The following is a 25,175-nucleotide window of genomic DNA, read 5'->3' as shown; positions in this document are numbered from 1 at the left end:
GATTCCATCAAGACGCCAAACACGGGCACCGGGCAATGCACGCGAAGAAGATCCTGCTGGTCGAAGACGATGCCGACAGCGCCAGCATCCTCGAGGCCTACCTGCGCCGCGACGGCTTCGAGGTCACCATCGCCGAGGACGGGCAGAAGGCGGTGGCGGTGCATGCGCAGTGGAAGCCGGACCTGGTGCTGCTGGACGTGATGCTGCCGCGGCTCAGCGGCACCGAGGTGCTGTCCACGATCCGCCGCAGCAGCGACACGCCGGTGATCATGGTCACCGCGATGGGCGACGAACCGGAGAAGCTCGGCGCGCTGCGTTACGGCGCCGACGACTACGTGGTCAAGCCGTACAGTCCCAAGGAAGTGGTGGCGCGGGTGTTTGCGGTGCTGCGCCGCGCCGGGCCGGCGCGCGCCAGCGAGGAGCCGCTGCGCCACGAGCGCCTCACCGTGGACACCGCGGCGGTGCGCGCCACGGTGCGCGACGCCGACGGCCACGAGGTGGCGCTGGAACTGACCCCGACCGAGTTCAACATCCTGGCGACGCTGATGAAGACGCCGTTCAAAGCCTTCACCCGCAGCGAACTGCTGGAGATCTGCCTGCCCGACAGCGACGCGCTGGAGCGGGTGGTGGATGCGCACGTGCACAACCTGCGCAAGAAGCTGGAACACGAGCAGGTCACCGGCCTGCTGGTGACCGTGCGCGCGATCGGCTACCGCTTCCGATGAACTGGGCCTGGTTCCGCCGCAAACGCCACGCGCCGCTGTGGCAATGGGTAGGCCTGCGCATGAGCGCGCTGGCGGTGCTGACCATCATCGCGATCGCGCTGGGCATGGTGCTGCGCTTCGCGATCTGGGACGTCTCCACCCTGAGCCGCCTGCCGCCGCAGGCCCGGCAGGAGATGCTGCAGCTGCGCGAGGATCCGCACAGCAATGCGCGGCGTCTGTGGCAACTGTTCGAAACCTATTACGACGTGGCCGACTTCCTGCCCGGGCTGGCCAGCCGCGACTGGTGGCTGCTGGCCGGCATGGTGCTGGCGTCGATCCCGGTGATCGTGGTCTGCGGCCTGCTCGCTTCGCGGCCATTGTCGCGGCAGTTCTCCAATGTGGCCGAGGCGGCGCGGCGGATCAGCGATGGCGATTTCGCCGCACGTGCGCGCGTGGTGCCCGGCGCCCCGGACGAACTGGCCGGGCTGGCGACCGACTTCAACGGCATGAGCGCGCAGCTGCAGCGGTACGAGCGCGAGGTGCGCGAGTCCAGCGCGATGCTGGCGCACGAACTGCGCACCCCGCTCAACGCGGCGATGGGGCGGGTGCAGGGCATGCTCGACCAGGTGTTCCCGAGCAGCGAGGAGCAGTTGCGTATGGTCCAGCGCCAACTGGAACAGATCAATCGCCTGGTCGGCGACCTGCACCTGCTATCGATGGCCCGCGCCAACCAGTTGATGCTGGAGCCGCAGCGGTTCGCGCTCGGTGCCCTGGTCCGCGAACGCCTGACCTGGGCGGCGCAGCCGCTGCAGGAGGCCGGCATGCAGGTGCAGGTGCGCATTCCCGAGCAGTTGCACATCAGCGCCGACCGCGACCGCCTGGGCCAGGTGCTGTCGGTGCTGATCGACAATGCGATGCGCTACGCGGCGGCCGGCGGCGAACTGTTGCTGGAGGCGCAGGCCGACACCGATGGCGTGCTGATCCGCGTGGCCGACCGCGGTCCCGGCGTGGACGAGGAGGCCCTGGCGCGGATGGGCGACCGTTTCTGGCGCGCCGACGACTCGCGGGCACGCCATTCCGGCGGCAGCGGCCTCGGCCTGTCGATCGCCGCGGCCATCTGCCAGGCGCACGGCGGCACGCTGGAATTCGCCAACCGCGCGGGCGGTGGACTGTGTGCGCGGGTGCGCTTGCCGCATGCGCCTGCCGGCGACGCGGATGCGCTGGTCACAGGTGCGTCCGCGGCGAACCCGCGCAAGCGCCTGGCCTGAGGCTCTTAACGACTGTGGGATGTGGCGGGGGCTTGGCCAGCGGGAGTGGCGCACAATTCGCCCCATCGCAGTGCCCATGCTCGATGTCGCGGCGAACGGCGCCTCGTCGATGAACCCGTCGACCGCGGCACGTCCACGCGCCGAACTGCGGAGCGAAGATGCGGTTCTGCATCTGGCTGTCCACGCGGCACGAACCACCGATGACCGGCTTGGCGGTAAAGTGCATCAAGGCCGACACTGCATCGGCCGCCCCATGCCGCAACCGGATCCCGCAATGCGTGTAGCCAGCACCGCCATCCCGACCGGAACCACCCCCGCCGAATGGCGCTCCATCGAGCACGCCGCCACCCGGGAACTGCAACGCCGCACCGAGGCGGCGCATACGGCGGTGATCGCGCTGCTGCAGACCCACGCCGCTGCGTTCAGCGCGAAACAGCGCGCCCAGATCCGGCGGCGGTTGGCGCGGGGCGGCTGAACCCCACGGCCGCAGGTGCGGCAGTGCGACATGCGCGGGGTGCGTGATGCCGCAGCCAGCGAGGGAATGACAGGCGCCATCGACCGGCGTCGCATGCCCAGTTGTCAGCGCAAAGGCACACGCGGTCGGTGAGTCAACGAGGCAGCCGCCCGCGTGCCGCGTGTCCGGCACCGACCATGTCGCTGATTGCCACACGACCTCGGCTATCATCGACCAGACGCTGAGATGAGTAAGGATATGGAAGTGCGACTCACGCGCGAGCAGGTCCTCGCGCTTGCGCCGGATGCGGCATCGGCCAAGGCGGCCACCGGCCTGGCCACGGGCGGGAAGTGGGGCCTGCTCGGTGCCGACACCGAGGTGCTGTGGGGAGAATGCCAGGGCAGTGGCGCCAAGCCCTACCAGACCCAGGTGGACCTGGTCGCGCTGGTCAGCCGTTGCTCGTGCCCCAGCCGCAAGTTTCCGTGCAAGCACGGGCTGGCCATGCTGCTGCTGTATGCCGACGGCAACCCACGCTGCGTGCCGGGCACCCGCCCGGCCTGGGTCGAGGAATGGATGCAGGGACGTCGCGAACGCGCGGCGCGCAAGGAGGAAGTCGCCGCCAGCAAGCCGCCGCCCGATCCGCAGGTCCAGGCCGCGGCGGCGGCCAGGCGCGAACAGGCGCGTTGGGCGCGCATGCAGGCCGGCGCGGCCGAACTGCAACGCTGGATCGCCGACCAGTTCCGCCAGGGCCTGGCCAATCTGGGCGCGGAATTCGACCAGGACGCGCGGCGCATGATGGCGCGCATGGTCGATGCGCAGGCTCCCGGCCTGGCCGCGCAGTTGGAGCGCGCCGTGGGCGAGGGCGGCCGCGATCTCGCGCAGCTCGCCGACCTCGGCGAACGCCTCGGCCTGCTGCAACTGTTGGCACAGGCGGTGCCGCGCGCAGGCGATTTCAGCGCCGCGCGCCAGGCGGACCTGCGTGCCGCACTGGGCTGGCCGCTGGAGCGCGACACGGTGTTGCGCGAAGGCGAGGCGGTGCACGATCGTTGGCATGTGCAGGGGCAGCACGTGATCGAGCAGCCGGGCAATCTGCTGGAACGCCGGGTGTGGCTGCAGGGCCTGGACAGCGGCCGCCCCGCGCTGCTGCAGGAGTACAGCCACGGCGGGCGCGGATGGGAGCAGCATTGGCGCAACGGTCATGTACATGCCGGCTGCCTGCATTTCCATCCGGGTACGGTGCCGTTGCGCGCCGTGCCGGGCGAACTCGATCCCGGCGTGGAGGCCGGCGCCGCGCTGCCGCGCACCGACACCCTGGACGCCGCCGCCCGTGCGCATGCGCTCAACCCATGGCTGCCGCAGGTGCCGATGCGTCTGCAGGAGGCGCAGATCGCGCACGATGGCCGCAGCGTCCGGGCGCAGCACAGCGAAGGCAGCCTGCCGTTGCAACTGCCCGCGATGCAGGGTTGGGCGCTGCTCGCGTTCGCCGGCGGTCATCCTGTCTGCCTGATGGGCGAGTGGGACGGCGACACGCTGTGGCCGCTCAGCGCGTGGAATGCGCAGGGCGAGCGTTGGGAAAGGAGCGCGGCATGAACGAGGCCTGGTTGAAACCGGCGCTGCTGGGTATCGATCGCCCGCAACGGATTGCCCTCGATGGCGCACTCGGCGAGGTACTCGCCGCCATCGCCACGCAGGACGATGCCGCACTGGGCTACAGCCTGCAGGTGGGCGCGTTGGCCGCCTGCCGGCGTGCGGCGCTGCGTCTCGGCGCGCCACTGCCGCTACCGCCGCCCGCGCCGCCCGATCCGCAAGCGCTGCCCGCAGGCCATGCCTGGGTGCCGCTGTTGCGGGCGCTGTTCGCCAGCGCGCAGCCCGCAGCGTGGCTGAAACGCCTTCGCCACGAAGCCTGCCTGCAACTGGCCGCACGCGGCCAGCATCTGCCGGTCGCAGTACTGCCGCAGGCATTGGACGCAGGCGCGCGCCTGAGCGCGCTGCGGGGCGCATTGCGCCCGGTGATGGGCGCGCGTGGCCGCTGGCTCGCGGCGCGCAATACGGAGTGGACCTACGCCACCGATGCGGTAGCGGAGGCGCAGACGCCTGCCGATCTGGCGCGGATCTGGGAGGAGAGCACCTTCGATGCGCGCCTGCTGGCCTTGCGGCAGTTGCGCGCGTCAGACCCCGACGGCGCGCGCCAGCGCCTGCAGGACGCGCAGAAGGAACTGTCCGCACGTGAACGTGCCGCCTGCGTCGATGCGTTGCGGCCGCAGTTGTGCGAGGCCGATGCGCCGTTCCTGCAGCAACTGCTGAAGGACCGCAGCCGCGAGGTCCGCCAGTTGGCCGGGCCGATGCTGGCGCGGTTGACGTCCACCGCGCACGCGCAGTACCTGCAGGCGCAGATGTCGGCGGTGTTGCAACAGCAGCGCACCGGCCTGTTGCGCCGAGTGAGCTGGACCCTGGAGGCGCCGAGGGCGGCCGATGCCGGGTGGAACGAGGCGGCCATCGACAGCAAGCGGCCCGGCAGCGACGCGCTCGGTGAGCGCGCCTGGTGGCTCTATCAACTGGCGCGGCAGTTGCCGCTCGCCTGGTGGTGCCGCACGCTGGAGAAGACCCCGCAAGAGGTGCTGGCCTGGTCCCGCACCACGGAGTGGGACGCCGCCCTGCTGCGTGCCTGGCTGGAGCAGGTGGACGCCAGCGAGCCGGCCTGGGTGGAAGCCCTGCTCGACGTGGAGCAACGGCAGCGCAGCCCGAGCGAGCTGCTGGCCCTGCTGCCGCCGGAGCGGCGCGAGCGCTATTGGCCGCCGAGTACCGCGCAACTGCAGCGGCAGGCGCTGCTCGGCGAGGTGCTGGCCGGCACCGCCCACGGCCAGCACTTGAGCGCCGCCTATTCGCAGTCGCTGGCGACAGACCTGGGCTCGCTGTTCGGCGCTCCGATGCTGCGCCACGACTATCTGCTGCGCGACGCGCTGCTAGAACTGCTTGCCGTCCTGCATCCGTCGGCATTGCCGCGGGTGCAGGTGGCCGATCCGCCCGCGGACGCCAGCGCTGCCTTGCTCGATTGCGTGCAGCAGGCCCGCCAGCTCCTGGTCCTGCGCCAGAGCCTGCACGCCGCATCCTGATCCTCACGCCTTTCATTGGAGACCTCATGAGCACTGCCGTCCTGCGCCAGCACGCCGAACACCAATACGCCGAGGAACTGGAGGAACTGCGCCGCCAGGACAACCGCCAGCGGCCTGCCAACTGGCTGCTGTCGCCCTGGGCGGTGGTGACCTACCTGCTCGGCGGCACGCTGGAGAACGGCTTCGTGGTCAGCCCCAAGTACATCGGCGACCGCCGCCTGATGGAAGTGGCCGTGGCGACCATCGCCACCGATCGCGCCCTGCTGCTGTTCGGCGTACCGGGCACCGCCAAGTCCTGGGTGTCCGAACACATGACCGCGGCGATCAGCGGCGATTCCACGCTGCTGGTACAGGGCACCGCCGGCACCAGCGAAGAGCAGATCCGCTACGGCTGGAACTATGCGCAGTTGCTGGCCAACGGGCCCAGCGAGAAGGCGCTGGTGCCGAGCCCGCTGATGCAGGCCATGCGCCTGGGCAAGATCGCCCGCATCGAGGAGCTCACCCGCATTCCGGCCGACGTGCAGGACGCGCTGATCACCGTGCTGTCGGAAAAGACCCTGCCGATCCCGGAGCTGGGCAGCGAAGTGCAGGCGGTGCGCGGCTTCAGCGTGATCGCCACCGCCAACAACCGCGACAAGGGCGTCAACGAACTGTCCAGCGCGCTGAAGCGCCGCTTCAACACCGTGATCCTGCCGGTGCCGTCCAGCGAGGAGGACGAAGTGGCGATCGTGCGCAAGCGCGTGGCCGAAATGGGCGCGGCGCTGGACCTGCCGGCCGAGCCGCCGGCGCTGCAGGAAGTGGCGCGCGTGGTGCGCATCTTCCGCGAGTTGCGCAATGGCGTCACCGAAGACGGCAAGGCCAAGCTGAAGAGCCCGACCGCCACGCTCTCCACCGCCGAGGCCATTTCCGTGATCAACAACGGCATGGCCCTGGCCGGCCATTTCGGCGACGGCGTGTTGCGCCCCGGCGACATGGCCGCCGGCATGATCGGCGCCATCGTCAAGGATCCGGTGCAGGACGCGCTGGTGTGGAAGGAATACCTGGAAACCGTGGTGAAGGAGCGCGAGGACTGGAAGGACCTGTATCGCGCGTTCCGCGAGCAGGCCTGAGCGAGCCGGCCTCGATGAGCGAAGCCATCTCCCTGTTCGGCATTCGCCACCACGGTCCCGGCTGCGCGCGCAGCCTGGTCGCCGCGTTGACGGCGTTGCAGCCGGACTGCGTGCTGATCGAAGGGCCGGCAGGTACCGAAGCATTGCTGCCGCACGTGCTGGAGGAGGGCATGCAGCCGCCGGTGGCCCTGCTGTCCTATTGCGTCGACGACCCGCAACTGGCCGTGTTCCATCCGTATGCCGCGTACTCCCCGGAATGGCAGGCCATGCACTGGGCGCTGCGCAACGGCGTGGCGGTACGCTTCATGGACGTGCCGCCGGCCTTGACCCTGGAATGGCAGGCGCAGGCGCGTGCCGAGCGCGTGGCTGCGCCTGCAGACCAAACGTCGGAGCCGGCGGACACGCCGCCACCGGCGCAGGACGACGCCGACGCACCCGAGGACGAGCGCGCCGAGGTGCGCCCGTCCGATCCGCTGGACTGGCTGGCGCGTGCCGCCGGCCATGCCGACGGCGAGGCCTGGTGGAACCACATGGTGGAAGAGCGGGGCGACGGGCAGGGGCTGTTCGATGCCATCGCCGAGGCCATGGCCGCCGTGCGCGAACACACGCCGGAGCCTCCCGGCCTGCGCGGCGAACACGAGGCCGTGCGCGAAGCCCACATGCGCAGCGCGCTGCGCAGCGCCAGCAAGGCGTTCGCGCGTGTCGCGGTGGTCTGTGGCGCCTGGCATGTGCCGGCGTTGCAGCCGGCCGCGTTGCGCGCCAACAGCGCCACCGCGGACAGCCGCCTGCTCAAGGCCATGCCCAAGCGCAAGACGCAGAGCACCTGGGTGCCATGGACCTATCGCCACCTGAGCATGGACAGCGGCTACGGCGCCGGCGTGGAAGCGCCGGGCTGGTACGACCACCTGTGGCGCAGCAGCGGCGTCCACGACCAACGCGCCGTCGGCTGGTATGCGCGGGTGGGGCGCCTGTTGCGCGACCACGGACTCGACTGCTCGTCGGCGCACCTGATCGAGGCCACGCGCCTGGCCGACACCCTGGCTGCCTTGCGTGGTCATCCGGCCCCGGGCCTGGACGACATCGCCGAAGCCAGCCGCGCGGTCATCTGCAACGGCGACGATGCGCCCATGCGGCTCATCCGCGAGCGCCTGATGGTCGGCGACGCCCTGGGTCAGGTACCCGACAGCGTGCCGGCGGTGCCGCTGCAGCGCGACCTGGAGGCGCAGCAGAAGCACCTGCGCCTGAAACCCGAAGTGCTGGAAAAGACCCTGGATCTGGACCTGCGCAAGGACACCGATCTGGCGCGCAGCCATCTGCTGCATCGGCTGCGCCTGATCGGCATCGAATGGGGCCGGCTGGCGCGCACCGGGCAGTCCGCACGCGGCACCTTCCACGAAATCTGGCAACTGGCCTGGCAGCCGCAGTTCCTGGTGGACCTGGTGCAAGCCAGCCGCCACGGGCAGACCCTGGCCGATGCCGCGTCCAGCATGGCCATCGCGCAGGCGCGCAAGGCCGAGGCGCTGCCAGCGTTGTCCGCGTTGGTGGACCAGGTGCTGCTGGCCGACCTGCCGCAGGCGGTCAGCGCGATCGCCGCCGAACTCGAGGCCCGCGCTGCCACCGATGCCGAGCCCCTGGCGCTGCTCGGTGCGCTGCCGCCCCTGGCCAACGTGTACCGCTACGGCAATGTCCGCCAGACCGAGGGCCGCCAGGTCGCGCACCTGTTCGACAGCATGCTGGCGCGCGCGGTCATCGGCCTGACCCTGGCGCTGTCCAGCCTCGACGAGGCCCGCGCCGAGCAGGCGCGCAGCATCGTTCTGGACGCCGATCGCGCCATCGGCCTGCGCGGCGATGCGGACGGCAGCGCCAACTGGCAACAAGCGTTGCAACGCGTGGCGCTGTCGCCGGCATGCAACGCGTTGCTGCAGGGCGTCGCCCTGCGGCTGCTGTTCGACACCCAGGCGGTGCAGGGCACCACCGTGCACCTGCAACTGCAGCAGCACCTGTCGCCGGGCGCCGAACCGCTGCAGGCCGCGCAATGGCTGGACGGCTTCCTCAACCGCAACGCCACCGTGCTGCTGCACGACGATGCCGTGTGGCAGATGATCGACGCCTGGGTCGTGGCGCTGGACGAGGCGCAACTGGTGCGCGTGCTGCCGCTGGTGCGGCGCACCTTCGCCGCCTTCCAGCCCGCCGACCGCCGCGACTTGGGAACGCGCGTGCGCCAGGCGCCGGTGGAGAAAACCGATGCCGCTGTCGTCCCAGATTGGAACCTGGCCCGCGCCGAGCGCGCGGTGCCGACGCTGCGCGAACTGCTGGGATTGCCCGCATGACCGACACGCCATCCACTCCCGACACGCCCACCTCGCGCGCACAGCGCTGGCGCCTGATCCTGGGGCAGGAGGCCGAATCCAGTTGCGGCGCCTTGCCCAAGCCGCTGCAGGGCATCGACCAGGCGCTGGCCGCGCTGTACGAGCCCGACGGCCCAGGCGGCCTGGGGCGCCGCGGCGGGCGAGGGGCCTCCTCGCCCAATGTGGCCCGCTGGCTGGGCGACATCCGCCGCTACTTCCCCTCGTCGGTGGTGCAGGTGATGCAGCGCGACGCCCTGCAGCGCCTGGATCTGACCCAGATGCTGCTGGAAAAGGAAATGCTCGAGCAGGTGCAGCCCGACGTGCACTTGGTCGCCAACCTGATTGGCTTGAGCCAGGTGATTCCGGCGCAGACCAAGGACACCGCGCGCATGGTCGTGCGCCAGGTGGTGGAGAGCCTGCTGCGCCAGCTCGAGGAACCGATGCGCTCGGCGGTGACCGGCGCCCTGGACCGCGCTCGCCGCAACCGCCGCCCGCGGCTGGCCGAGATCGACTGGCACCGCACCATCCGCAGCAACCTGCGGCACTGGCAACCCGACCTGCGCACCGTGGTACCGCAGGACCTGGTCGGCTACGGCCGCAAGGCCAGGAAGCCGCAACGCGAAGTCCTGCTGTGCATCGACCAGAGCGGCTCCATGGCTGCCTCGGTGGTGTATTCCAGCATTTTCGGCGCGGTGATGGCCTCGCTGCCGGCGGTGTCCACGCGCCTGGTGGTGTTCGACACCGAAGTGGTCGACATGAGCGAGCAACTGGACGATCCGGTGGACCTGCTGTTCGGCGTGCAACTGGGTGGCGGCACCGACATCCACCGCGCCGTGAGCTATTGCCAGAGCATCATCCGCGAACCGCACAACGCCATCCTGGTGCTGATCTCCGACCTGTACGAAGGCGGCGTCGAGGAGCGGTTGCTGGCGCGTGCCCGCGAACTGGTCGAATCCGGCGTGCAGTTCATCGTGCTGCTGGCCCTCAGCGACGAAGGCACACCGTCCTACGACCGCGCCCTGGCCGGCAAGCTGGCGGCGCTAGGCGTGCCGTCGTTCGCTTGCACCCCGGACGCATTCCCCGGCCTGATGGCCGCGGCGATCCGCCGTGACGACATCCAGCAGTGGGCGGGGGCGCAGGGGTTGGTGACGGTGCGGTGAGGTTGGTGGGTCTGACGGTGCCTGCGGGCTCCTTCTACTCCAGTAATTTTACATAAGATACATTATGCGAAATTGCATATGCGCCTGATGCTGGCAAGGCTGCGATGGATCTGGATGTGGCTTACCTCTTGCTTACCACCTCGATCCCCTAGCGACAAGGAAATCGCAGCGTGAGCGACACGTACAACATCGATCGCCGGCCGCCTTGCTGGGCGGTCGGTCAACCCTGCCCGAATCACTGCGCGGAAGCGCATGCAAGACACATCATCGACAATCACGTGGAGCTACACGGCCCATGGGCTGGCTGGCGACTCGCCGGCCGGGATCTGGTAGCACCATCGGGAGAGCGCATACCCGAACGCCGGCTACGCGGCCTGCTATGGCGCGCAGATGCTACTGACTTACGTGACGCAACACGAAATCGGAACCTTGCCAGGAAAGCGCGTCAGCAGTCGATGGTGAAGGTCGTTGTTGTTGATCTGGGCGAATGGAAGAAACGCCACTTCGGGGGCATGGCTGGATAAGCGTCTACGTAGGGGCTATGCCCCTACACCCCAAAACGCTACCTTAATTGTCCACACAAGGAGAACGACAAATGCCACCTAGCGCCGATGCAGAAATAACAGCCGCCTACATCGACGGGATACAAGACGCGATTTCGCTAACAGCTTTCCTTGTAGCGGACGAAAGGCAACTAAACGCGATAATTCGCGCACTCACAGACATGGCTAACGACCGCAACCGGCATGAAAAGCGGCGAGAAGTTATGCGGTCGCTTGCCATGAATTTACACGACCAAAGAACGCGAAATGCAGCATGGAAAGAAGCTGCGCTAAACGACGGCTAGTCACACCATCTAGTCGAACGGGTCGTAAAAAACGTTGCGCTGATGCCGGTCAGCGCGGCGTACATATTCTAAAGCGCGATGAGCACTCCACTCACGCTCTAGACGCCGCAGGCGCAGGCTGGCGCGGATACCGGAAACAATCCCAGCGGCGCACAAAGCGATGACTACAGAAAGCTGAGCGGTGGCAATCCAATCGATGCTTTGCATGCTCACATTTCCAGCGTGGTGGCAGGAGTGTACGTGCCAGTGACCTTAGAAGGCGACTCCGGGAACGTGCCGAGCGAACGCGCCTTGCGCTCCACGATGGAGCCCTGCACAGCGCCCTGACCGCTTGCATCAGGGCCGCCGACAGGCTGCCCGCCACCTACCCCGCCCGCGACCGGCGCAGAGCCGCTTGGCGCGGCGTATTGGTGATAAATGTTGATCGGAAGCGGACGCTCCACCACACGCCGGCACTCGGCCTGGGTCTGATCGATCAACAAGCCATCCTGATTCCAGCAGCGGCAACCACGGTGGCTATCCACGCAACCGACTATCGGCGTGACTGTCGGGCCGGTCAGGCTGAAATACTCACCCGTCGCAGCCGCCTTGTCCTGCTGGATTGGTTGAACGCCAGGACCGCCCAACATCGACGCTGCCGGCGTCGGAGTCTCCGCTACGCTGCGCTCCGCCGCCGTCTGCTTCTTTTCAGGCGCTTTCGGCGTGATGAACCAATAGAAACCCCACAAGGCGAACAAGATCACTGGCAACGACATAAGCGCTGCTTTGATCTTGGCGGGCATCTTGAACTTATGCGCATCGGTGTGCATCGAACTGGACTTGTAGACCTTGTAGAGGTCAGTCGGATACGACCACACGCTTTCATCAGCACCCTTGCGAGCGCTCGCACTGTATGGATTCATGACGCCACGACTAAAGGCAACAAGCGAGGCAGATTGAAGCCCAAACGCGCGATTGAGATGCCAATGCTTATTGACGAGACGAAACAACTCCTGATCGATCTTATCCGGCCACTGGGTGATGAACATCATGTCGAAACCACGGTGCCGATGCTCGTCCATGTCGCGCACGACCTCAAGCGGGGAACGACCCTTGCCTTTGTACGAGGGAAATCGCTTATGCGCTTCGTCGTAAACGACAATGGACCCATCAGGCAGCGTGCGCCAATCCTCAGGGGCAGGCTGGACGCCGGGAAGAGTAATGCCCTTGATATCGGTATAGACCGGCCTACGCTTGCGCACCTCCTTGCTGATGAAATCGACCGCGAACAACGTTTTGCCGTTGCCCGGCATGCCAGTCACGAGGTAGATCATTTCGCCGCCGCCTTGCCGATGCCAGAACCCGCCGCATTGATCGCCATGCGGGCCATGATCGCGGATCCAACAATCGTCATCGCCTCGCCAGTGCCAGACATGAGCGCGAGACTGGCGACGGTCGCAGGCAGGCCATTGACGCGCGATGCAACGAGGTTGAGCGCGCCAAGCACCACGGGCGTGATTGCCGCATAGCTGATGACAGACAAGCCGGCACCACTGAGGATGCGCGCCAGCGCATCACCGAACAACGACTGCAAAAGTGCCTTCATTTAGACGCTCCACTACGAAGGCCGGCCAAGATCATGGCGGCGGCGATTGATGCAACAACGATCAGGAATGGACGCAGCAACGTGGAGAAATCACACAACGGCTGCCAACTAAACTCCCCCTGCCCTGACGAGCCAGCCACGTTCACCGTAAACGTCTCAGGCGCAGGACAACTGCCACCACCGATGCCGCTCGACCAGCTATTGGGGTTAATTTCGATGTCACGCTCCGGAAGCTCCTTTTCCGGTTCGCCATCGGAACGCATCCAGTCCACGAAATCACAGACCTTCCCGGCCCACGAACAAAACGTAGGCCACTGCGACTCCATCGGCTGCGTTTTTGAAGGGTCATCCGTAGGCACCGAATCAGGGCCAGGATCAACACCGTTTGCGGCCTCAAGCTGCTTACGGAGCGCGTTCATGGCATCTGTGATTTCCTGAGTGCGAATCGGAGCGCCAGTATCAGGATCAATCAATATGGCGTTGACCACCTCCGGCGACTTTTTCATCAAATCGCCTATCTGACCATCATCAATGACGGTGTCGCTTGTGGTGCCGCTTCCATAGTTCACAACGGCCTGCTGCGTGACTGTCTTCGCCAAAGCGAGCCGGTCATTGCCATTGCGACAACTGACGATCAGGTAGTTGTCGGGAGACTCAAATTCAGCAGACGTGCAATTCTGAAATTGCAGACCGGCAATCGCTATGGCGCCGCCGGTCGTGGTGGTGCAACGCATCTCACCGCCTACAGTCGCGCACCACGCCTTGGACCCCGGTTGCAACGTTTGCGCAGTCGCAGGCGCCACAACCTGATTTTTCAACTCATCAATGGCCCAGCCCGCAGCGTCAACAATGCCCTTCACCATGAGGTAGGCGTTGTATGCGGCAAAGCCACGTTTCAAAGCACCACGCGCAAGCGTGCCCAATGTGGATGACGGCATTTCGACCGGGACGGCGTAGTTGCGCACACCGTTGACAGAACCGGTGAAAGACGCCTCAAGAGTGACCGTAGACCGAACGCCAGTTGCGGTAGTGGCGGCATAACGAGCAGACGTAGGATTGACATTGATGCCAGACGATGCCACCGCAACGACGCCAAGCCACAGCGCGCACACAGCGGTCAATCTGAGAACAGAATGCCGAGGCCAATCAGAAGTACACATAGAACTATCCAGCCTTCCATCGGTTTTCCCCAAAGAAATTGGGGGGCCGAAGCCCCCCAGGTTAAAGCGCTGAATTAGCCGCCGCGGATGGCCTGAGTAATCCAACTCCACGCCTTGATCGCCGCGTTGGGCAGCATCTTCGCTGCGCCGACGAGGCCGATGGCGGCGGTGGCGGCGCCGAGGGCGGTAACCACGGTGGTGACGTCGATATCCATTGTTGCTCTCCTCTTTTCATCGTTGGGTTTGTTGGCCAAGCTTCTTCCAGATCCAGCACGCGCCCAGGAACAGCAACGCCGCACTGCCAATCTGTCCCGCCTGCTCGACCGTCAGCGGGGGTAAAAGGGATGGCGCAGGCAGCCACGCCTGCTGCGTGCACTCATGCGTCTGCGCGTCGAATTGCACGCAGTAGAGGACGTAAGCTTGCTGCGCCATGGATTACGCCTTGGCAGCCGGCGCCGGGGCGGCGTCGCGCACGAGCTTGATGCGACGGCCAAATTCAAGGCCGCCGAACTTGTTCAGTTGGAGCGACGCGGGGTCGATTTCGTAGAAGCCTTCCGTATAGGGCGGCTGGTCTTCATCGAGAGTGAGCGGGAACGGAAGCGGAAAATCGTTGGGCCGGATCACGGCCGCTTTCTGCTCGCGAAAATGCATCGCAGCCTTACCCTCGCGAGCGGGGAACGAACGCACGTTGACGATGCTGCTCATGATTTGGACTTTCATAGTGGTATTACCTTCCAGGCGATTGTGCGGCCGAAAATGAAAGAGACTTTCCAGGGGGACGGCCAGAAAACCCCCGTGAGCCTGTCGAACCATCCGCCTTTGGTCTTGCGGATATCTGCATCGCCGCCGAGCGCTTCGCGCGCCTCTGACGGTGCTTTCCACCAACGCAGTTCGCGCCGGGATTCTTCGTTCAGCCCACCAATGCCACTCGTGCGAAACCCCTTGGGGAACGCCGCAGCGGTCGCGCTGGTGAACTTGCTTGCATACTTGGCGAGATAGCCGACGCAGTTGCGCGCCTTCTCGATTTGAGAACTACCGTGCGGCCACCATCCACGCTGATCGACCTTGCCGAAATACATGCCACGCGGAACCCACACCATCACGTGGTAGTGCGGCCGCAGTCGCTTGGTGAGTTCTCCGACCCATACGTAACGGAACACCTCACCCTTCCACCGGACGGCCCTAGAGACAGTTCGATTGAAGTAGCCGCGCATCCGTCTAAGTAGTTCGCTAACGTCACGAGGGCGGCTGTTGCTTCCGTCACGGTAGGTGAGCGTGAGGAAATACCACGCGCCACGGCGCGAACCTTTTTTCGCTTCTTGGTCATGGAGCCTCGCTCCGGTAATGACGGACTTTCGCAGCCGTTGCGCCCGCGCAAGTTGCGGATCGATTTCGATGGAGACGCGACCGAATGCCTGCGTTCCACTTGTTGAGTAATGGACAAGCCCAAGGGCGGCCGCTTCGCGGCCGCCCTCTCCTGCGGCCACGTATGCGGCCATTGACGCACCAACAGCACGCTTCTGGCGTGCGAGGTTTTGCGACGCGAGTTCAGTGCGCCGCGCTGCTGCCTGCATCTGTCCAATCGACGCATCGAATGCAGCCATTTCAGGCGCAGGCGAAGCGGAAACAGACACGGGCAAATGATGGGCGCCCGCGCATGCGATGCACAGGCCGCCAGGGAAAAAGTGCGACGTTGGATCGCCGCAGAATGCGCAAGTCGTGCGCGTGGTGCGTGATCCGTCAGCCACGTTTCACCGCCTTGGCACGACGCACGAAATGGCGTATCACCAACACGACAGCAAGAACGACATAGGCGATGAAGGCGAGCGCATCAACCACGGCACACCTCACGCTTGGCCTGCGCGATGAGTGCACACGCGCGGTACTCCGCATCGAGACGACGCAGGCAACGCTCGTGGTTCCAAACGAGGATGCGCAGCAAGCCGGCGGCAACGAGGACGCCAGAAAGCAGAAGAAGCGACGCGGCCACAACGTGAGTCATCACGAAAAAGGGCGCTTACGCGCCCTTCCCCTTCGCGACCGGCTTGGGTGCTTCGCTGACCGGCTGGCCGCTGGGCGGAACCGGCTTGGTGGGCTTGATCTTGTGCGCCGCGAACGCAGCGGCCAGGATCAGACGCGACACCTTGGATTCGCCCAACTCGGCGAATGCGAGCGCGGAACGCTGAAGGTCCATCACGAGCGGCTGAATGGCCGCGTGCTGCTTGATATCCATCTGAATTGCCCCTTCCCCCGCTCCCTGTAGAACCCGCCGCCGGACAGGGGGACCGGTCGGCGGGGCGTGTATCGAGTCTCGATACACGAGACGCAGTAAAATGGGTCGAGACAAGATTGTCAAGAGGGTCGATACATGAAAAGCGTTGCCGAATTGCTCGACGCAATCAAAGAACGTCGAAATCTCAGCACTGACAGTGACTTAGCGGCAGCGTTGGGGGTGAGCCGTCAGACCGTGAACAACTGGCGAAAGGGCAGAAACACGCCCGACCCGGTGGCATGCGCGACGATAGCGGGCCTAACCGGTGAGCCACTGGCGCTGGTGATGGGGATCGCCGGGGAACAGCGCGCAATCACCCGAGAAGAAAAGGCGGTGTGGAGAAAGCTGGCAGCAACGGCTATGGGGGTGATGCTGCTCATAGGAGGCGCCCTGCCTCACGAAGCAAAAGCTTCAACTATCAATGCGTTACAAGAATCGCACACGATACATTATGCGAAATTGGACGTGTCCCCGCACGGCGGCGCGGCTGGCCATCCCCGTTGCAGATCCGCCACCACGCTCAGCAGTTCCGCACCGCCCGCATCACTCTCGGCCTGAGCATCCCCGACTGCGCCAAGCTGCTGCGCGTCAGCGTCCGCACGGTCTCCAATTGGGAGTCCGCTCGAGCACGCATCCCCTATACCGCATACAAGCTCATGCGCGTTCTCAGGGGCGGCAAGCTGCTCGGTCCCGACTGGACCGGCTTCCAGGTGCGCGGCAACGTCCTGGCCACGCCTGAGGGCCGGGAGCTTCGCTCCAGCGACCTGGTCTGGTGGTCGCTCCTGATCCTGCAGGCGCAGGAGTTCCGCAACATCATGGCCAAGCGCCGCGGTGTGTTGCCCACCCATGTGGCCACTGCTATGGTCAGTCACTGCCGCGCGCCGGCTTGGGTCTTCAAGCCTTCCGCGTCTACGCATTGTCGTCAGAGTGTCGACACTTTGGGGGGTTTTTCACCGGTCGGACCGGTTAAAAATGCCCTGCACCTTGGCCCGGGGAGTAACACGGGCCAAAAATCTCATGACCAGATTTTGCGGGTGGGCGCATGAGCGTCTCCCCGCCTCCGTCTCGCAAGACCGCCCCTAATGTGCGCCTGGTCGATCCGCTCAAGACCCAGGCGGTAACCAGGGCCAAGCAGCTGGGCATCTCGCTCAATGCCTTGGTTGCCATCGCGGTTCGTCAATATCTGGATGTTCAGCCTCAGCCGTCGAAGCCGGATGCCGATCCTCTGGCGGCCCTCGGCGGAACTGATCCGGCGTTCCCGTCTTCGATCGGTCATCAGCTTTCTTCACGCCCACGGGCGCGGGCGGAGAACGCGGCGGGAGCTGCGGTCGCGGCCCGTGTCCGCGGGCGTGGTGCGCGTTTGTCGGTCGGGGCGCGTAAGCCGTACGGTCCGCCGGGGCCGCCTTTTGCCGGTTTCCGGCTTCGTCAGGGTGATGATCTGCATTCCTTTCTTACCTGCCCTTCTCGCGCTGTTCCTTCGGGCTTGGTTGGCGCCGGCTTTTTGCAGGAGTACCAGCGTTGCGAAGAGTACGCCGAGTGGTTTTGGCGGACTTATATCCAGCTCCCGCAGGGTCTTTGATTTCCGTGATGCGTCACTAAAACAGGGGGGAACCATGCATCCGCGCACCCGATTTCGCGCTCGTTGTGAGCGCCGCCTACGTAACTTCCGCTTTGCTTGTTTGGGCCTGTATCGCTCGCTCAGCTTTCCCGTGAGGAAGCCAGGCGTATGGCTGATGTTTAGGTACTTTGGAGTTTTCTTTCTGCTCTACAGATCGGGGCGTTTGGATCTCGCGTTCAAATTTGGGCGCATCTGGCCCGCGCATTTTTCGACCATCATTGCTGCTCTGAACCATCAGGGTGATCGTCGGCTTGGAATAGTTCTCTGACGCATCACGGAATATGATGTGCGGGTGCGGGGGCACCCCGCGCAAACCGCTGTAGATCTATTAGCCTGCGGCCGTCATTGGCGCGGGCTTTTTGTTGCCCATGCATCGGCAAAAATCTCGCGCCCCGTTGACTGCTTCTAATTCCGTGACTCGTCACTAAACTATCTATTTAGTGATGCGTCACGAATTAAATAGAGAAATTTTTGCATGTGTCGACACTTTCATTTAAGATCCGCCCTGCCAAAGGATTAACTCATGCGACGTATAATGAACCGAGATACATTATGCGAAATTGGCCGTGTCCCCCGACGGGGGCGCGGCCGGCCATCCCCGTTGCAGATCCGCCACCACGCTGAGCAGTTCCGCACCGCCCGCATCACCCTCGGCCTGAGCATCCCCGACTGCGCCAAGCTGTTGCGCGTCAGCGTCCGGACGGTCTCCAATTGGGAGTCCGCTCGAGCGCGCATCCCCTATACCGCCTACAAGCTCATGCGTGTTCTCAGGGGCGGCAAGCTGCTCGGTCCCGACTGGACCGGCTTCCAGGTGCGCGGCAACGTCCTGGCCACGCCTGAGGGCCGGGAGCTGCGCTCCAGCGACCTGGTTTGGTGGTCGCTTCTGATCCTGCAGGCGCAGGAGTTCCGCAACATCATGGCCAAGCGCCGCGGCGTGTTGCCCACCCATGTGGCCACTGCTATGGTCAGTCACTGCCGCGCTCCGGCGTGGGTTTTCAAGCCGTCCGCGTCTACGCATTGTCGGCAAAGTGTCGACACTTCGGGGTATTTTTCACCGGTCGGACCGGTTAAAAATGCCCTTCACCTTGGCCCGGGGAGTAACACGGGCCAAAAATCTCATGACCAGATTTTGCGGGTGGGCGCATGAGCGTCTCCCCGCCTCCGTCTCGCAAGACCGCCCCTAATGTGCGCCTGGTCGATCCGCTCAAGACCCAGGCGGCAACCAGGGCCAAGCAACTTGGCATCTCGCTCAATGCCTTGGTTGCCATCGCGGTTCGTCAATATCTGGATGTTCAGCCTCAGCCGTCGAAGCCGGATGCTGATCCTCTGGCGGCCCTCGGGGGGGCTGATCCGGCGTTCCCGTCTTCGATCGGTCATCAGCTTTCTTCACGCCCACGGGCGCGGGCGGAGAACGCGGCGGGAGCTGCGGTCGCGGCCCGTGCCCGCGGGCGTGGTGCGCGTTTGTCGGTCGGGGCGCGCAAGCCGTACGGTCAGCCCGGGCCGCCTTTTGCCGGTTTCCGGCTTCGTCAGGGTGATGATCTGCGTGCCTTCGTTACCTGCCCTGCTCGCGCTGTTCCTTCGGGCTTGGTTGGCGCCGGCTTTTTGCAGGAGTACCTGCGTTGCGAAGAGTACGCCGAGTGGTTTTGGCGGACTTATATCCAGCTTCCGCAGGGTCTTTGATTTCCGTGATGCGTCACTAAAACAGGGGGAACCATGCATCCGCGCACCCGATTTCGCGCTCGTTGTGAGCGCCGCCTACGTAACTTCCGCTTTGCTTGCCTTGGCGTGTATCGCTCGCTGACCTTCCCTATCCGGAAGCCAAGTTCCTGGGCCATGTGCCGCTTCTCCTCGACCTTCTTCTACCTCTATAAGTGATGATTATCGTGGCTACGCACCATTCATCGTAGTAAAACATACATACTATGAAAGATATTCCCGCGATTCCAACCCTCGCGCAACCGGCGGCCAGCCTGACCCTGCCCGACCAACTGGCCCAACAGGCCGCCGACGCAGTGCGCGAGCTGCTCGCCGAAGCGGCCGCCGAGAACACGACCCGCAGCTACACCAGCGCGCTGCGCTATTGGGCCGGTTGGCACGCGGCGCGCTACGGGATCGAACTGACCCTGCCGGTGCCCGAGGCCGCTGTCCTGCAGTTCGTGGTCGACCATGTGGTCCGGCGCAACGCCGACGGCGAGCTGGCCTGGGAACTGCCGCCGGCCGTTGACCAAGCGCTGGTGGCCGCCGGCCTGAAGGCCAAGCCCGGTCCCTGGACCTTGTCCACGGTCCGGCATCGGGTGGCGGTACTGTCTACCGCGCACCGACTCAAGCAGCAACCCAATCCTTGCGAGCAGCCAGCGATCCGCACCGTGCTCAGCCGTGCGGCCCGTGCTTCGGTCAAACGCGGCGAGCGACCCCGCAAAAAGACCGCGATCACCTTGGCCGAGCTCGAGGCGATGCTGGCCACCTGCAACGACAGCCTGGAAGGGCTGCGCGACCGTGCCCTGCTCTGCTTCGGATTCGCCAGCGGCGGACGCCGGCGCAGCGAGATCGCCGCAGCCGACCTGCGCGATCTACGCCGGATCGGCGACAAGGGCTATATCTACCGGCTGGAGTACAGCAAGACCCAGCAGGCTGGCGTCTCCGCATCTTCCACGCCGGACAAGCCGGTCCTGGATCGGGCCGCAATGGCGCTAGAAGACTGGTTAGAAGCCTCCGGCCTCACGGAAGGAGCTATTTTTCGTAGGCTCTGGAAGAATCGGGTGGGCCCTGCCCTGTCCCCCGCCGCGGTAGGCGAGATTGTGCAGCGGCGGGCGCGCCTGGCCGGGCTGGAGGGGGATTTTGGCGGGCACAGCCTGCGCTCGGGGTTCGTGACCGAGGCCAGTCGTCAGGGGGTGGCGTTGCCAGCCATCATGCAGATGACAGAGCACCGAGCGGTGTCGAGCGTGATTGGATACTTCCAAGCGGGCGGAGCCACCGCGAATCCCGCTGCTCGTCTTTTGGAGGACTAAGCGTCGCAATGTGCGTGGCTGGAGATATGCTTTCTTGGTTTTGAGTAGATCAGTGATGAGGGGATCAAAGGCAGTATAGAAGTAGCTAGATTGTGCCAACCAGCTGTAGCCTTTCGAAGCCATCAACCAAAAATCAGATCGCGCTGATAAATCGGAGCTTACGGTGCACATTGATTTCATAGAGGTTGCGAATTTCCGCAAGTTGCTCGCAGTGCGAGTCGACATCGCCAAACAATCAACGGTCTTCGTTGGCGCCAATAACAGTGGCAAGACATCGGCAATGGTCGCTCTCCGCCGCTTCCTGGTTGATCACGGAAATTTCTCGATCAACGACTTCACGCTATCTCACTGGGCGAAGATCGATGCCGTCGGCAAGGCTTGGGAAGAAGAAGCAGCTGGTGACGAGGCTCCTGACTTTGACTGGGGTTCTGTGGTCCCGTTCCTCGATGTATGGCTTTATGTGCCGGAAAAGCAGCTTCACTTCGCGCAGAAGATCTTACCCACCCTCGACTGGGACGGGTCGGCGCTCGGGGTCCGCTTGCGTTATGAACCGAAAAGCATCGAAGACTTCAAGCGCGAATATCTAGCCTCCCGGAGTTCGGCGAAGGCAGTAATGGCTGCGGCTGCGGTCGCTCCTGCCGAAGGAGCGGACCAATTCTCGCTTTGGCCTAAGTCGATGATCGAGTTCCTATCACGTCGCTTGCGTGCCATGTTCGAGGTCAAGGCGTACCTTCTCGATCCGGCGAAGCTTAAAGACCCAGGCGACGGAGAGGCGAAGCCACAACCACTGCCTCCTGGAAGTGAAGCCCTCACTAGCGATCCGTTCAAAGGCTTGATCCGCATTGACGAGATCAGCGCTCAGCGCGGGCTGGGCTGGACTCCATCAACTGGATCGGGAGACGAAGAACAAGTCGATAGCTCAACACGCCCAGGCAAGCGACTCTCCACCCAGCTACGTGGCTATTACACCCAACACCTGGATCCGTTCGACAAGCCAGAAGAGAAAGATCTGGAAGCGCTGCAAGCCCTACACAGTGCGCGAGTGCAGTTCGGCAAGCAGCTATCGACCTCATTTGAAGCTGCGTTGCAGGAGTTGGAAACGATTGGGTATCCCGGCCTAACTGATCCAAAACTGACTCTGACAGCAGATCTTCGACCAGTAGACGCTCTGACCCACGCCTCAACCGTGCACTACGAGGTGCCAACGCATTTGGCCGATGTCGGATATATCAATCGCTTACCCGAAGACTCAAACGGACTTGGCTACCAGAACCTAGTTTCGATGGTCTTCGCCCTGATGAGCTTCCGCGACAAATGGATGCGAGTCGGGAAGGCTTCGAAGCAATCTCCGACAGACGAAGTCAGTATTCCTCCATTGCATCTGGTGTTGGTAGAAGAACCTGAGGCGCACCTTCATGCGCAAGTGCAGCAGGTGTTCATTTCGCATGCCTATGGCGTGCTGAGGCGCCACGACCATCTAGGAGATAAAGAAGACCTTTGCACTCAGATGATCGTCAGCACACATTCGAGCCACCTTGCGCATGAAGCGGATTTCGCTTCGCTTCGCTACTTCCGACGAATGCCCGTTAATCCTATCAAGGGGTCTGTTCCGGTATCTCGTGTGGTGAACCTATCTCGCATCTTCGGCACCGAAGACGACACCACCCGTTTCGTGAAGCGCTATTTAAAAGCAACGCATTGTGATCTGTTCTTTGCCGACGGTGCCATTCTCGTGGAAGGACCAGCTGAGCGTATCCTAGTGCCGCACATGGTGCGAAATCGAGAAGATTACATCTATCTTACAAGGCGCTACCTGACATGGCTTGAAATCGGTGGAAGCCACGCGCACCGCCTTCGTCCTCTTCTGACTGCGCTTGGTATCAACACGCTGGTGATCACCGACCTGGATGCCAAGAGGGCAGACGGAGGCAACGCCGTCCCAAAGCGGGGCCAGGCCCTTCTGACACGCAACCAGACAATCAAGACTTGGTTGCCTGCTCAAGAGTTGCTCGACCTGCTCTTGGACATGAAACCAGACTCCCTTGCTCTGCTGGACCAAAGCGGTGTGGGCGTTCGCGTCGCATATCAGCAGCCTACTAAGGTGTCATTTGGTACCGATAATGATGGCGAGGCAATAGCCAACACGTTCGAAGACGCTTTGGTGTATCACAACATTGAGTTCTTCAGGGCACTTGAAGGAATTGGTCTTGCGAAGAAGTTCCGCGATGCTTTGAATACGACCGCGAACCTTGAAGAGCTATCTAGTAGGCTGCATGCGGATCTTGCCAAGGGCGACAAAGCCGAGTTGGCAATGAATTTGCTTGAAAGTGAGAACTTGAAGGAGCTAGTGCTTCCCGACTATATCGATGACGGACTTAGATGGCTGATCGCCCAACTAAAACGCAAAGAAGACGACGTCGACGGCAAGATGCCGATCAAACCTGACCCAGCTGCGGAGAGTGACGCAGCAGAGGCCGCCGAGGCAGGCCAATGAATCAGGCAGCGCCAGCGGTCTTGGACGACGATGTCGATCGATTGGTAGATGAGCAGATTGCCGTCTGTCTGGATCCTTCGAACCCAAAGAGCTTTTTCCTCTTCGCGGGCGCTGGGTCAGGTAAGACGCGCTCCCTGGTGTCGGCTCTTGAGTACATCCAAGGAACATGGGGAGATCGGCTTCGGCGGTCGGGCCAGCGTGTAGGCGTAATTACCTTCACAAATGCTGCCTCGGATGAGATCAAGCGGCGAATCCGGTTTGATCCACTGTTTGATGTGCGCACTATTCACAGCTTCGCTTGGTCATTGATCGAAGGTCTAAATAATGATATTCGCGCATGGCTCACGACGAAGCTTACGGAAGACATTCGCGACTTGCAGGCACAAGAGGCCAAGGGTCGAGCAGGTAAGGCATCGACCGAACGAAAGCTGAAGATTGCATCCTCAGTCAAGCGCCTTGAAATGCTGCCTTCAATCACTCGTTTCATTTATAGCCCCACCGGCACCAATCGCACGCGCGACTCCCTCAACCATGCCGAGGTGATCCAACTTACATCGTACCTGCTCAGTTCGAAACCCCGTATGCAGAGCATCTTTGTAGGTCGCTATCCCATACTCCTTGTGGACGAGAGTCAAGATACGAGCGAAGCGTTAGTTAACGCACTTTTTCAAGTTGAGGCGCGGCAAGCCGGTTCGTTCTCGCTAGGGCTTATCGGAGACATGATGCAGCGCATCTACTCCGACGGTAAGGACGACTTAGGCAAGAATTTGCCAGATGGCTGGCAAACGCCTAGCAAAAAGATGAACCATCGATGCCCATCTCGCATCGTGGCGCTCATAAACAAGGTGCGCAGCTCAGTTGACGATCACCAGCAGCAGCCGCGTAGCGATGCTGCCGAAGGGGTCGTGCGTCTGTTTGTCATTCCTGCTGAGAGTGGCAACAAACCCGAGCTGGAAGCACGAATGGTTAAGATTATGGCCGATACTACAGGCGATGCCTACTGGACGGTTCCTAGTGCGGTTAAAACGCTGACGCTGGAGCACAAAATGGCCGCCGCGCGGCTGGGCTGCCTGGATGTATTCTCGGCGCTGTATGAGCTTGATTCGATGAGTCTGCTCAATGGAACCCAACCGCTTGCAACCTTCTTCACCAACGAGATTTTATCGATAGTAGAGGCTCGGCAAAGTGGTGACGGCTTCGCCCTGATGCGTACGCTTAAAGCCCACTCCCCGCTCCTTACATCCGAGGCTTTAAGAGCAAGCCCTGGAAGAGCGCACCTAGTAGCGATTCAAGCATTCGTCGATGATCTTCTTTCGTTATGGAAGAACGGGGCTGATCCATCGCTGTTGCAGGTGCTTCGGCGTGTCGCGTCTAGCCGGCTTCTGGAGGTGCCGGAGAGACTCCTCGCCTGGACGGTAGATGATGTTGAGCCAAGGGCCGCGGATGAAGCAGTAGATGAAGCAACCCAAAAGCGCCATGAGATCATCGATCGGTTGCTGGCAGCTTCGTTCTCGCAGGTCGAGCCTCTTCGCGAATACCTGGCTGGGCGCGCTCGCTTCGACACACACCAAGGCGTTAAGGGATTGGAATTCGACCGAGTGATGGTGATCATGGATGACACCGAGGCACGCGGCTTCATGTTTAAGTATGAAGACCTTTTCGGTGGCAAGACCGAAGGCAAGGTTCTCGAAGCGACCAGGAGACTGTTCTACGTAACCACAAGTCGCGCAAAGAAGAGCCTCGCCTTGGTGGCATATAGCTCTAACCCTGAGCGCGTTAAACGCTTCGTGCTCGATCAAGGTTGGTTCTCAGAGGATGAGGTCATAGAAGAGCTGTTGAACTGAGTTGGCAGATTCCTACCCTCGATAAATCCATCTAATCCCCTCCTTCCCCTGCCAGTATCTGCTTTCAGCCAAATGCAATCATTGAAGAAGTCATGCAGAGCGACTGCTTGCGCTTCGAAAGGCTACATTTGTGGGCCGGGTGCATCACTTCGATGCCTAAACCGCCCCACGCGGTTTGGGATCCATGGGAG

General features: G+C 63.4%; 25 protein-coding genes. 16 read left to right on the top strand and 9 right to left on the bottom strand.

Annotation, left to right across the window (positions count from 1 at the left end; genetic code table 11):
* The first annotated feature begins 35 nt into the window (after positions 1 to 35).
* From CEK68_RS04965 to CEK68_RS04930, 8 genes are all read left to right on the top strand, one after another.
* Positions 36 to 725: a response regulator gene (locus tag CEK68_RS04965; protein ID WP_017913698.1), complete on the top strand. Its 690-nt coding sequence runs from the start codon at positions 36 to 38 to the stop codon at positions 723 to 725.
* Positions 722 to 1,972, top strand: a complete 1,251-nt coding sequence (locus CEK68_RS04960; RefSeq protein WP_152238723.1) for an ATP-binding protein — start codon at positions 722 to 724, stop codon at positions 1,970 to 1,972. Before CEK68_RS04965 ends, CEK68_RS04960 begins: the two co-directional genes overlap by 4 nt.
* A gap of 76 nt (positions 1,973 to 2,048) precedes the next feature.
* Positions 2,049 to 2,447 carry a hypothetical protein gene (locus CEK68_RS21190; RefSeq protein WP_226977762.1) on the top strand — a complete coding sequence of 133 codons (399 nt, stop codon included), beginning with the start codon at positions 2,049 to 2,051 and terminating at the stop codon, positions 2,445 to 2,447.
* Positions 2,448 to 2,672: 225 nt separating this feature from the next.
* Positions 2,673 to 4,016: an SWIM zinc finger family protein gene (locus tag CEK68_RS04950; protein ID WP_226977761.1), complete on the top strand. Its 1,344-nt coding sequence runs from the start codon at positions 2,673 to 2,675 to the stop codon at positions 4,014 to 4,016.
* Positions 4,013 to 5,539 carry a DUF5691 domain-containing protein gene (locus CEK68_RS04945; RefSeq protein WP_152238722.1) on the top strand — a complete coding sequence of 509 codons (1,527 nt, stop codon included), beginning with the start codon at positions 4,013 to 4,015 and terminating at the stop codon, positions 5,537 to 5,539. Before CEK68_RS04950 ends, CEK68_RS04945 begins: the two co-directional genes overlap by 4 nt.
* A gap of 26 nt (positions 5,540 to 5,565) precedes the next feature.
* A complete protein-coding gene (locus CEK68_RS04940; RefSeq protein WP_043092055.1) occupies positions 5,566 to 6,648 on the top strand; it encodes an AAA family ATPase in 1,083 nt (360 codons plus the stop codon).
* 14 nt (positions 6,649 to 6,662) lie between these two features.
* Entirely contained in the window at positions 6,663 to 8,978 is a 2,316-nt protein-coding gene (locus CEK68_RS04935; RefSeq protein WP_152238721.1) for a DUF5682 family protein, read from the top strand.
* Complete coding sequence (locus tag CEK68_RS04930; protein ID WP_152238720.1) at positions 8,975 to 10,156, top strand: VWA domain-containing protein; 1,182 nt, start codon at positions 8,975 to 8,977, stop codon at positions 10,154 to 10,156. Before CEK68_RS04935 ends, CEK68_RS04930 begins: the two co-directional genes overlap by 4 nt.
* A gap of 856 nt (positions 10,157 to 11,012) precedes the next feature.
* Here the strand turns inward: CEK68_RS04930 and CEK68_RS04920 are convergent.
* The 9 genes from CEK68_RS04920 to CEK68_RS04880 form a co-directional block, all read right to left on the bottom strand.
* Complete coding sequence (locus CEK68_RS04920; protein WP_152238718.1) at positions 11,013 to 11,210, bottom strand: hypothetical protein; 198 nt, start codon at positions 11,208 to 11,210, stop codon at positions 11,013 to 11,015.
* A 2-nt stretch (positions 11,211 to 11,212) separates the two neighbouring features.
* Entirely contained in the window at positions 11,213 to 12,316 is a 1,104-nt protein-coding gene (locus CEK68_RS04915; RefSeq protein WP_152238754.1) for a zonular occludens toxin domain-containing protein, read from the bottom strand.
* On the bottom strand, positions 12,313 to 12,588 hold the full coding sequence (locus CEK68_RS04910) for a DUF2523 family protein (protein ID WP_152238717.1): 276 nt from the start codon (positions 12,586 to 12,588) through the stop codon (positions 12,313 to 12,315). Before CEK68_RS04910 ends, CEK68_RS04915 begins: the two co-directional genes overlap by 4 nt.
* Positions 12,585 to 13,700, bottom strand: a complete 1,116-nt coding sequence (locus CEK68_RS04905; protein WP_226977766.1) for a virulence factor TspB C-terminal domain-related protein — start codon at positions 13,698 to 13,700, stop codon at positions 12,585 to 12,587. The genes CEK68_RS04910 and CEK68_RS04905 overlap by 4 nt, the downstream gene beginning before the upstream one ends.
* 122 nt (positions 13,701 to 13,822) lie before the next feature.
* Positions 13,823 to 13,963 carry a major capsid protein gene (locus tag CEK68_RS04900; RefSeq protein WP_152238715.1) on the bottom strand — a complete coding sequence of 47 codons (141 nt, stop codon included), beginning with the start codon at positions 13,961 to 13,963 and terminating at the stop codon, positions 13,823 to 13,825.
* Between the two features lie 16 nt (positions 13,964 to 13,979).
* Positions 13,980 to 14,180, bottom strand: a complete 201-nt coding sequence (locus CEK68_RS04895) for a hypothetical protein (RefSeq protein WP_152238714.1) — start codon at positions 14,178 to 14,180, stop codon at positions 13,980 to 13,982.
* Positions 14,181 to 14,183: 3 nt separating this feature from the next.
* On the bottom strand, positions 14,184 to 14,453 hold the full coding sequence (locus CEK68_RS04890) for a G5P family DNA-binding protein (protein ID WP_226977760.1): 270 nt from the start codon (positions 14,451 to 14,453) through the stop codon (positions 14,184 to 14,186).
* Positions 14,454 to 14,464: 11 nt separating this feature from the next.
* Complete coding sequence (locus CEK68_RS04885) at positions 14,465 to 15,352, bottom strand: replication initiation protein (RefSeq protein ID WP_193314115.1); 888 nt, start codon at positions 15,350 to 15,352, stop codon at positions 14,465 to 14,467.
* Positions 15,353 to 15,765: 413 nt separating this feature from the next.
* On the bottom strand, positions 15,766 to 15,981 hold the full coding sequence (locus tag CEK68_RS04880) for a hypothetical protein (protein ID WP_152238711.1): 216 nt from the start codon (positions 15,979 to 15,981) through the stop codon (positions 15,766 to 15,768).
* Positions 15,982 to 16,116: 135 nt separating this feature from the next.
* Here CEK68_RS04880 and CEK68_RS04875 point away from each other — a divergent pair, with 135 nt between their 5' ends.
* From CEK68_RS04875 to CEK68_RS04840, 8 genes are all read left to right on the top strand, one after another.
* A complete protein-coding gene (locus CEK68_RS04875; protein ID WP_152238710.1) occupies positions 16,117 to 16,578 on the top strand; it encodes a DUF3693 domain-containing protein in 462 nt (153 codons plus the stop codon).
* A complete protein-coding gene (locus tag CEK68_RS04870) occupies positions 16,521 to 17,066 on the top strand; it encodes a VC1465 family Xer recombination activation factor (RefSeq protein WP_226977759.1) in 546 nt (181 codons plus the stop codon). Before CEK68_RS04875 ends, CEK68_RS04870 begins: the two co-directional genes overlap by 58 nt.
* Positions 17,063 to 17,599, top strand: a complete 537-nt coding sequence (locus CEK68_RS04865; protein WP_152238709.1) for a hypothetical protein — start codon at positions 17,063 to 17,065, stop codon at positions 17,597 to 17,599. Before CEK68_RS04870 ends, CEK68_RS04865 begins: the two co-directional genes overlap by 4 nt.
* A gap of 640 nt (positions 17,600 to 18,239) precedes the next feature.
* Positions 18,240 to 18,785 (top strand): VC1465 family Xer recombination activation factor, encoded by a 546-nt coding sequence (locus CEK68_RS04860; RefSeq protein ID WP_226977758.1) that lies wholly within the window; start codon positions 18,240 to 18,242, stop codon positions 18,783 to 18,785.
* A complete protein-coding gene (locus CEK68_RS04855; RefSeq protein WP_152238708.1) occupies positions 18,782 to 19,318 on the top strand; it encodes a hypothetical protein in 537 nt (178 codons plus the stop codon). The genes CEK68_RS04860 and CEK68_RS04855 overlap by 4 nt, the downstream gene beginning before the upstream one ends.
* Before the next feature lie 242 nt (positions 19,319 to 19,560).
* A complete protein-coding gene (locus CEK68_RS04850) occupies positions 19,561 to 20,646 on the top strand; it encodes a site-specific integrase (RefSeq protein WP_152238707.1) in 1,086 nt (361 codons plus the stop codon).
* Between the two features lie 163 nt (positions 20,647 to 20,809).
* On the top strand, positions 20,810 to 23,140 hold the full coding sequence (locus CEK68_RS04845; protein WP_152238706.1) for an AAA family ATPase: 2,331 nt from the start codon (positions 20,810 to 20,812) through the stop codon (positions 23,138 to 23,140).
* 20 nt (positions 23,141 to 23,160) lie between these two features.
* Positions 23,161 to 24,984 carry a UvrD-helicase domain-containing protein gene (locus CEK68_RS04840; RefSeq protein WP_226977757.1) on the top strand — a complete coding sequence of 608 codons (1,824 nt, stop codon included), beginning with the start codon at positions 23,161 to 23,163 and terminating at the stop codon, positions 24,982 to 24,984.
* Positions 24,985 to 25,175 lie beyond the last annotated feature (191 nt).

Origin of the sequence: Xanthomonas sp. LMG 12461 (assembly GCF_009192935.1) — a bacterium.
GTDB lineage: Bacteria > Pseudomonadota > Gammaproteobacteria > Xanthomonadales > Xanthomonadaceae > Xanthomonas_A > Xanthomonas_A sontii.
This window is presented reverse-complemented; position numbering and strand designations above follow the sequence as displayed.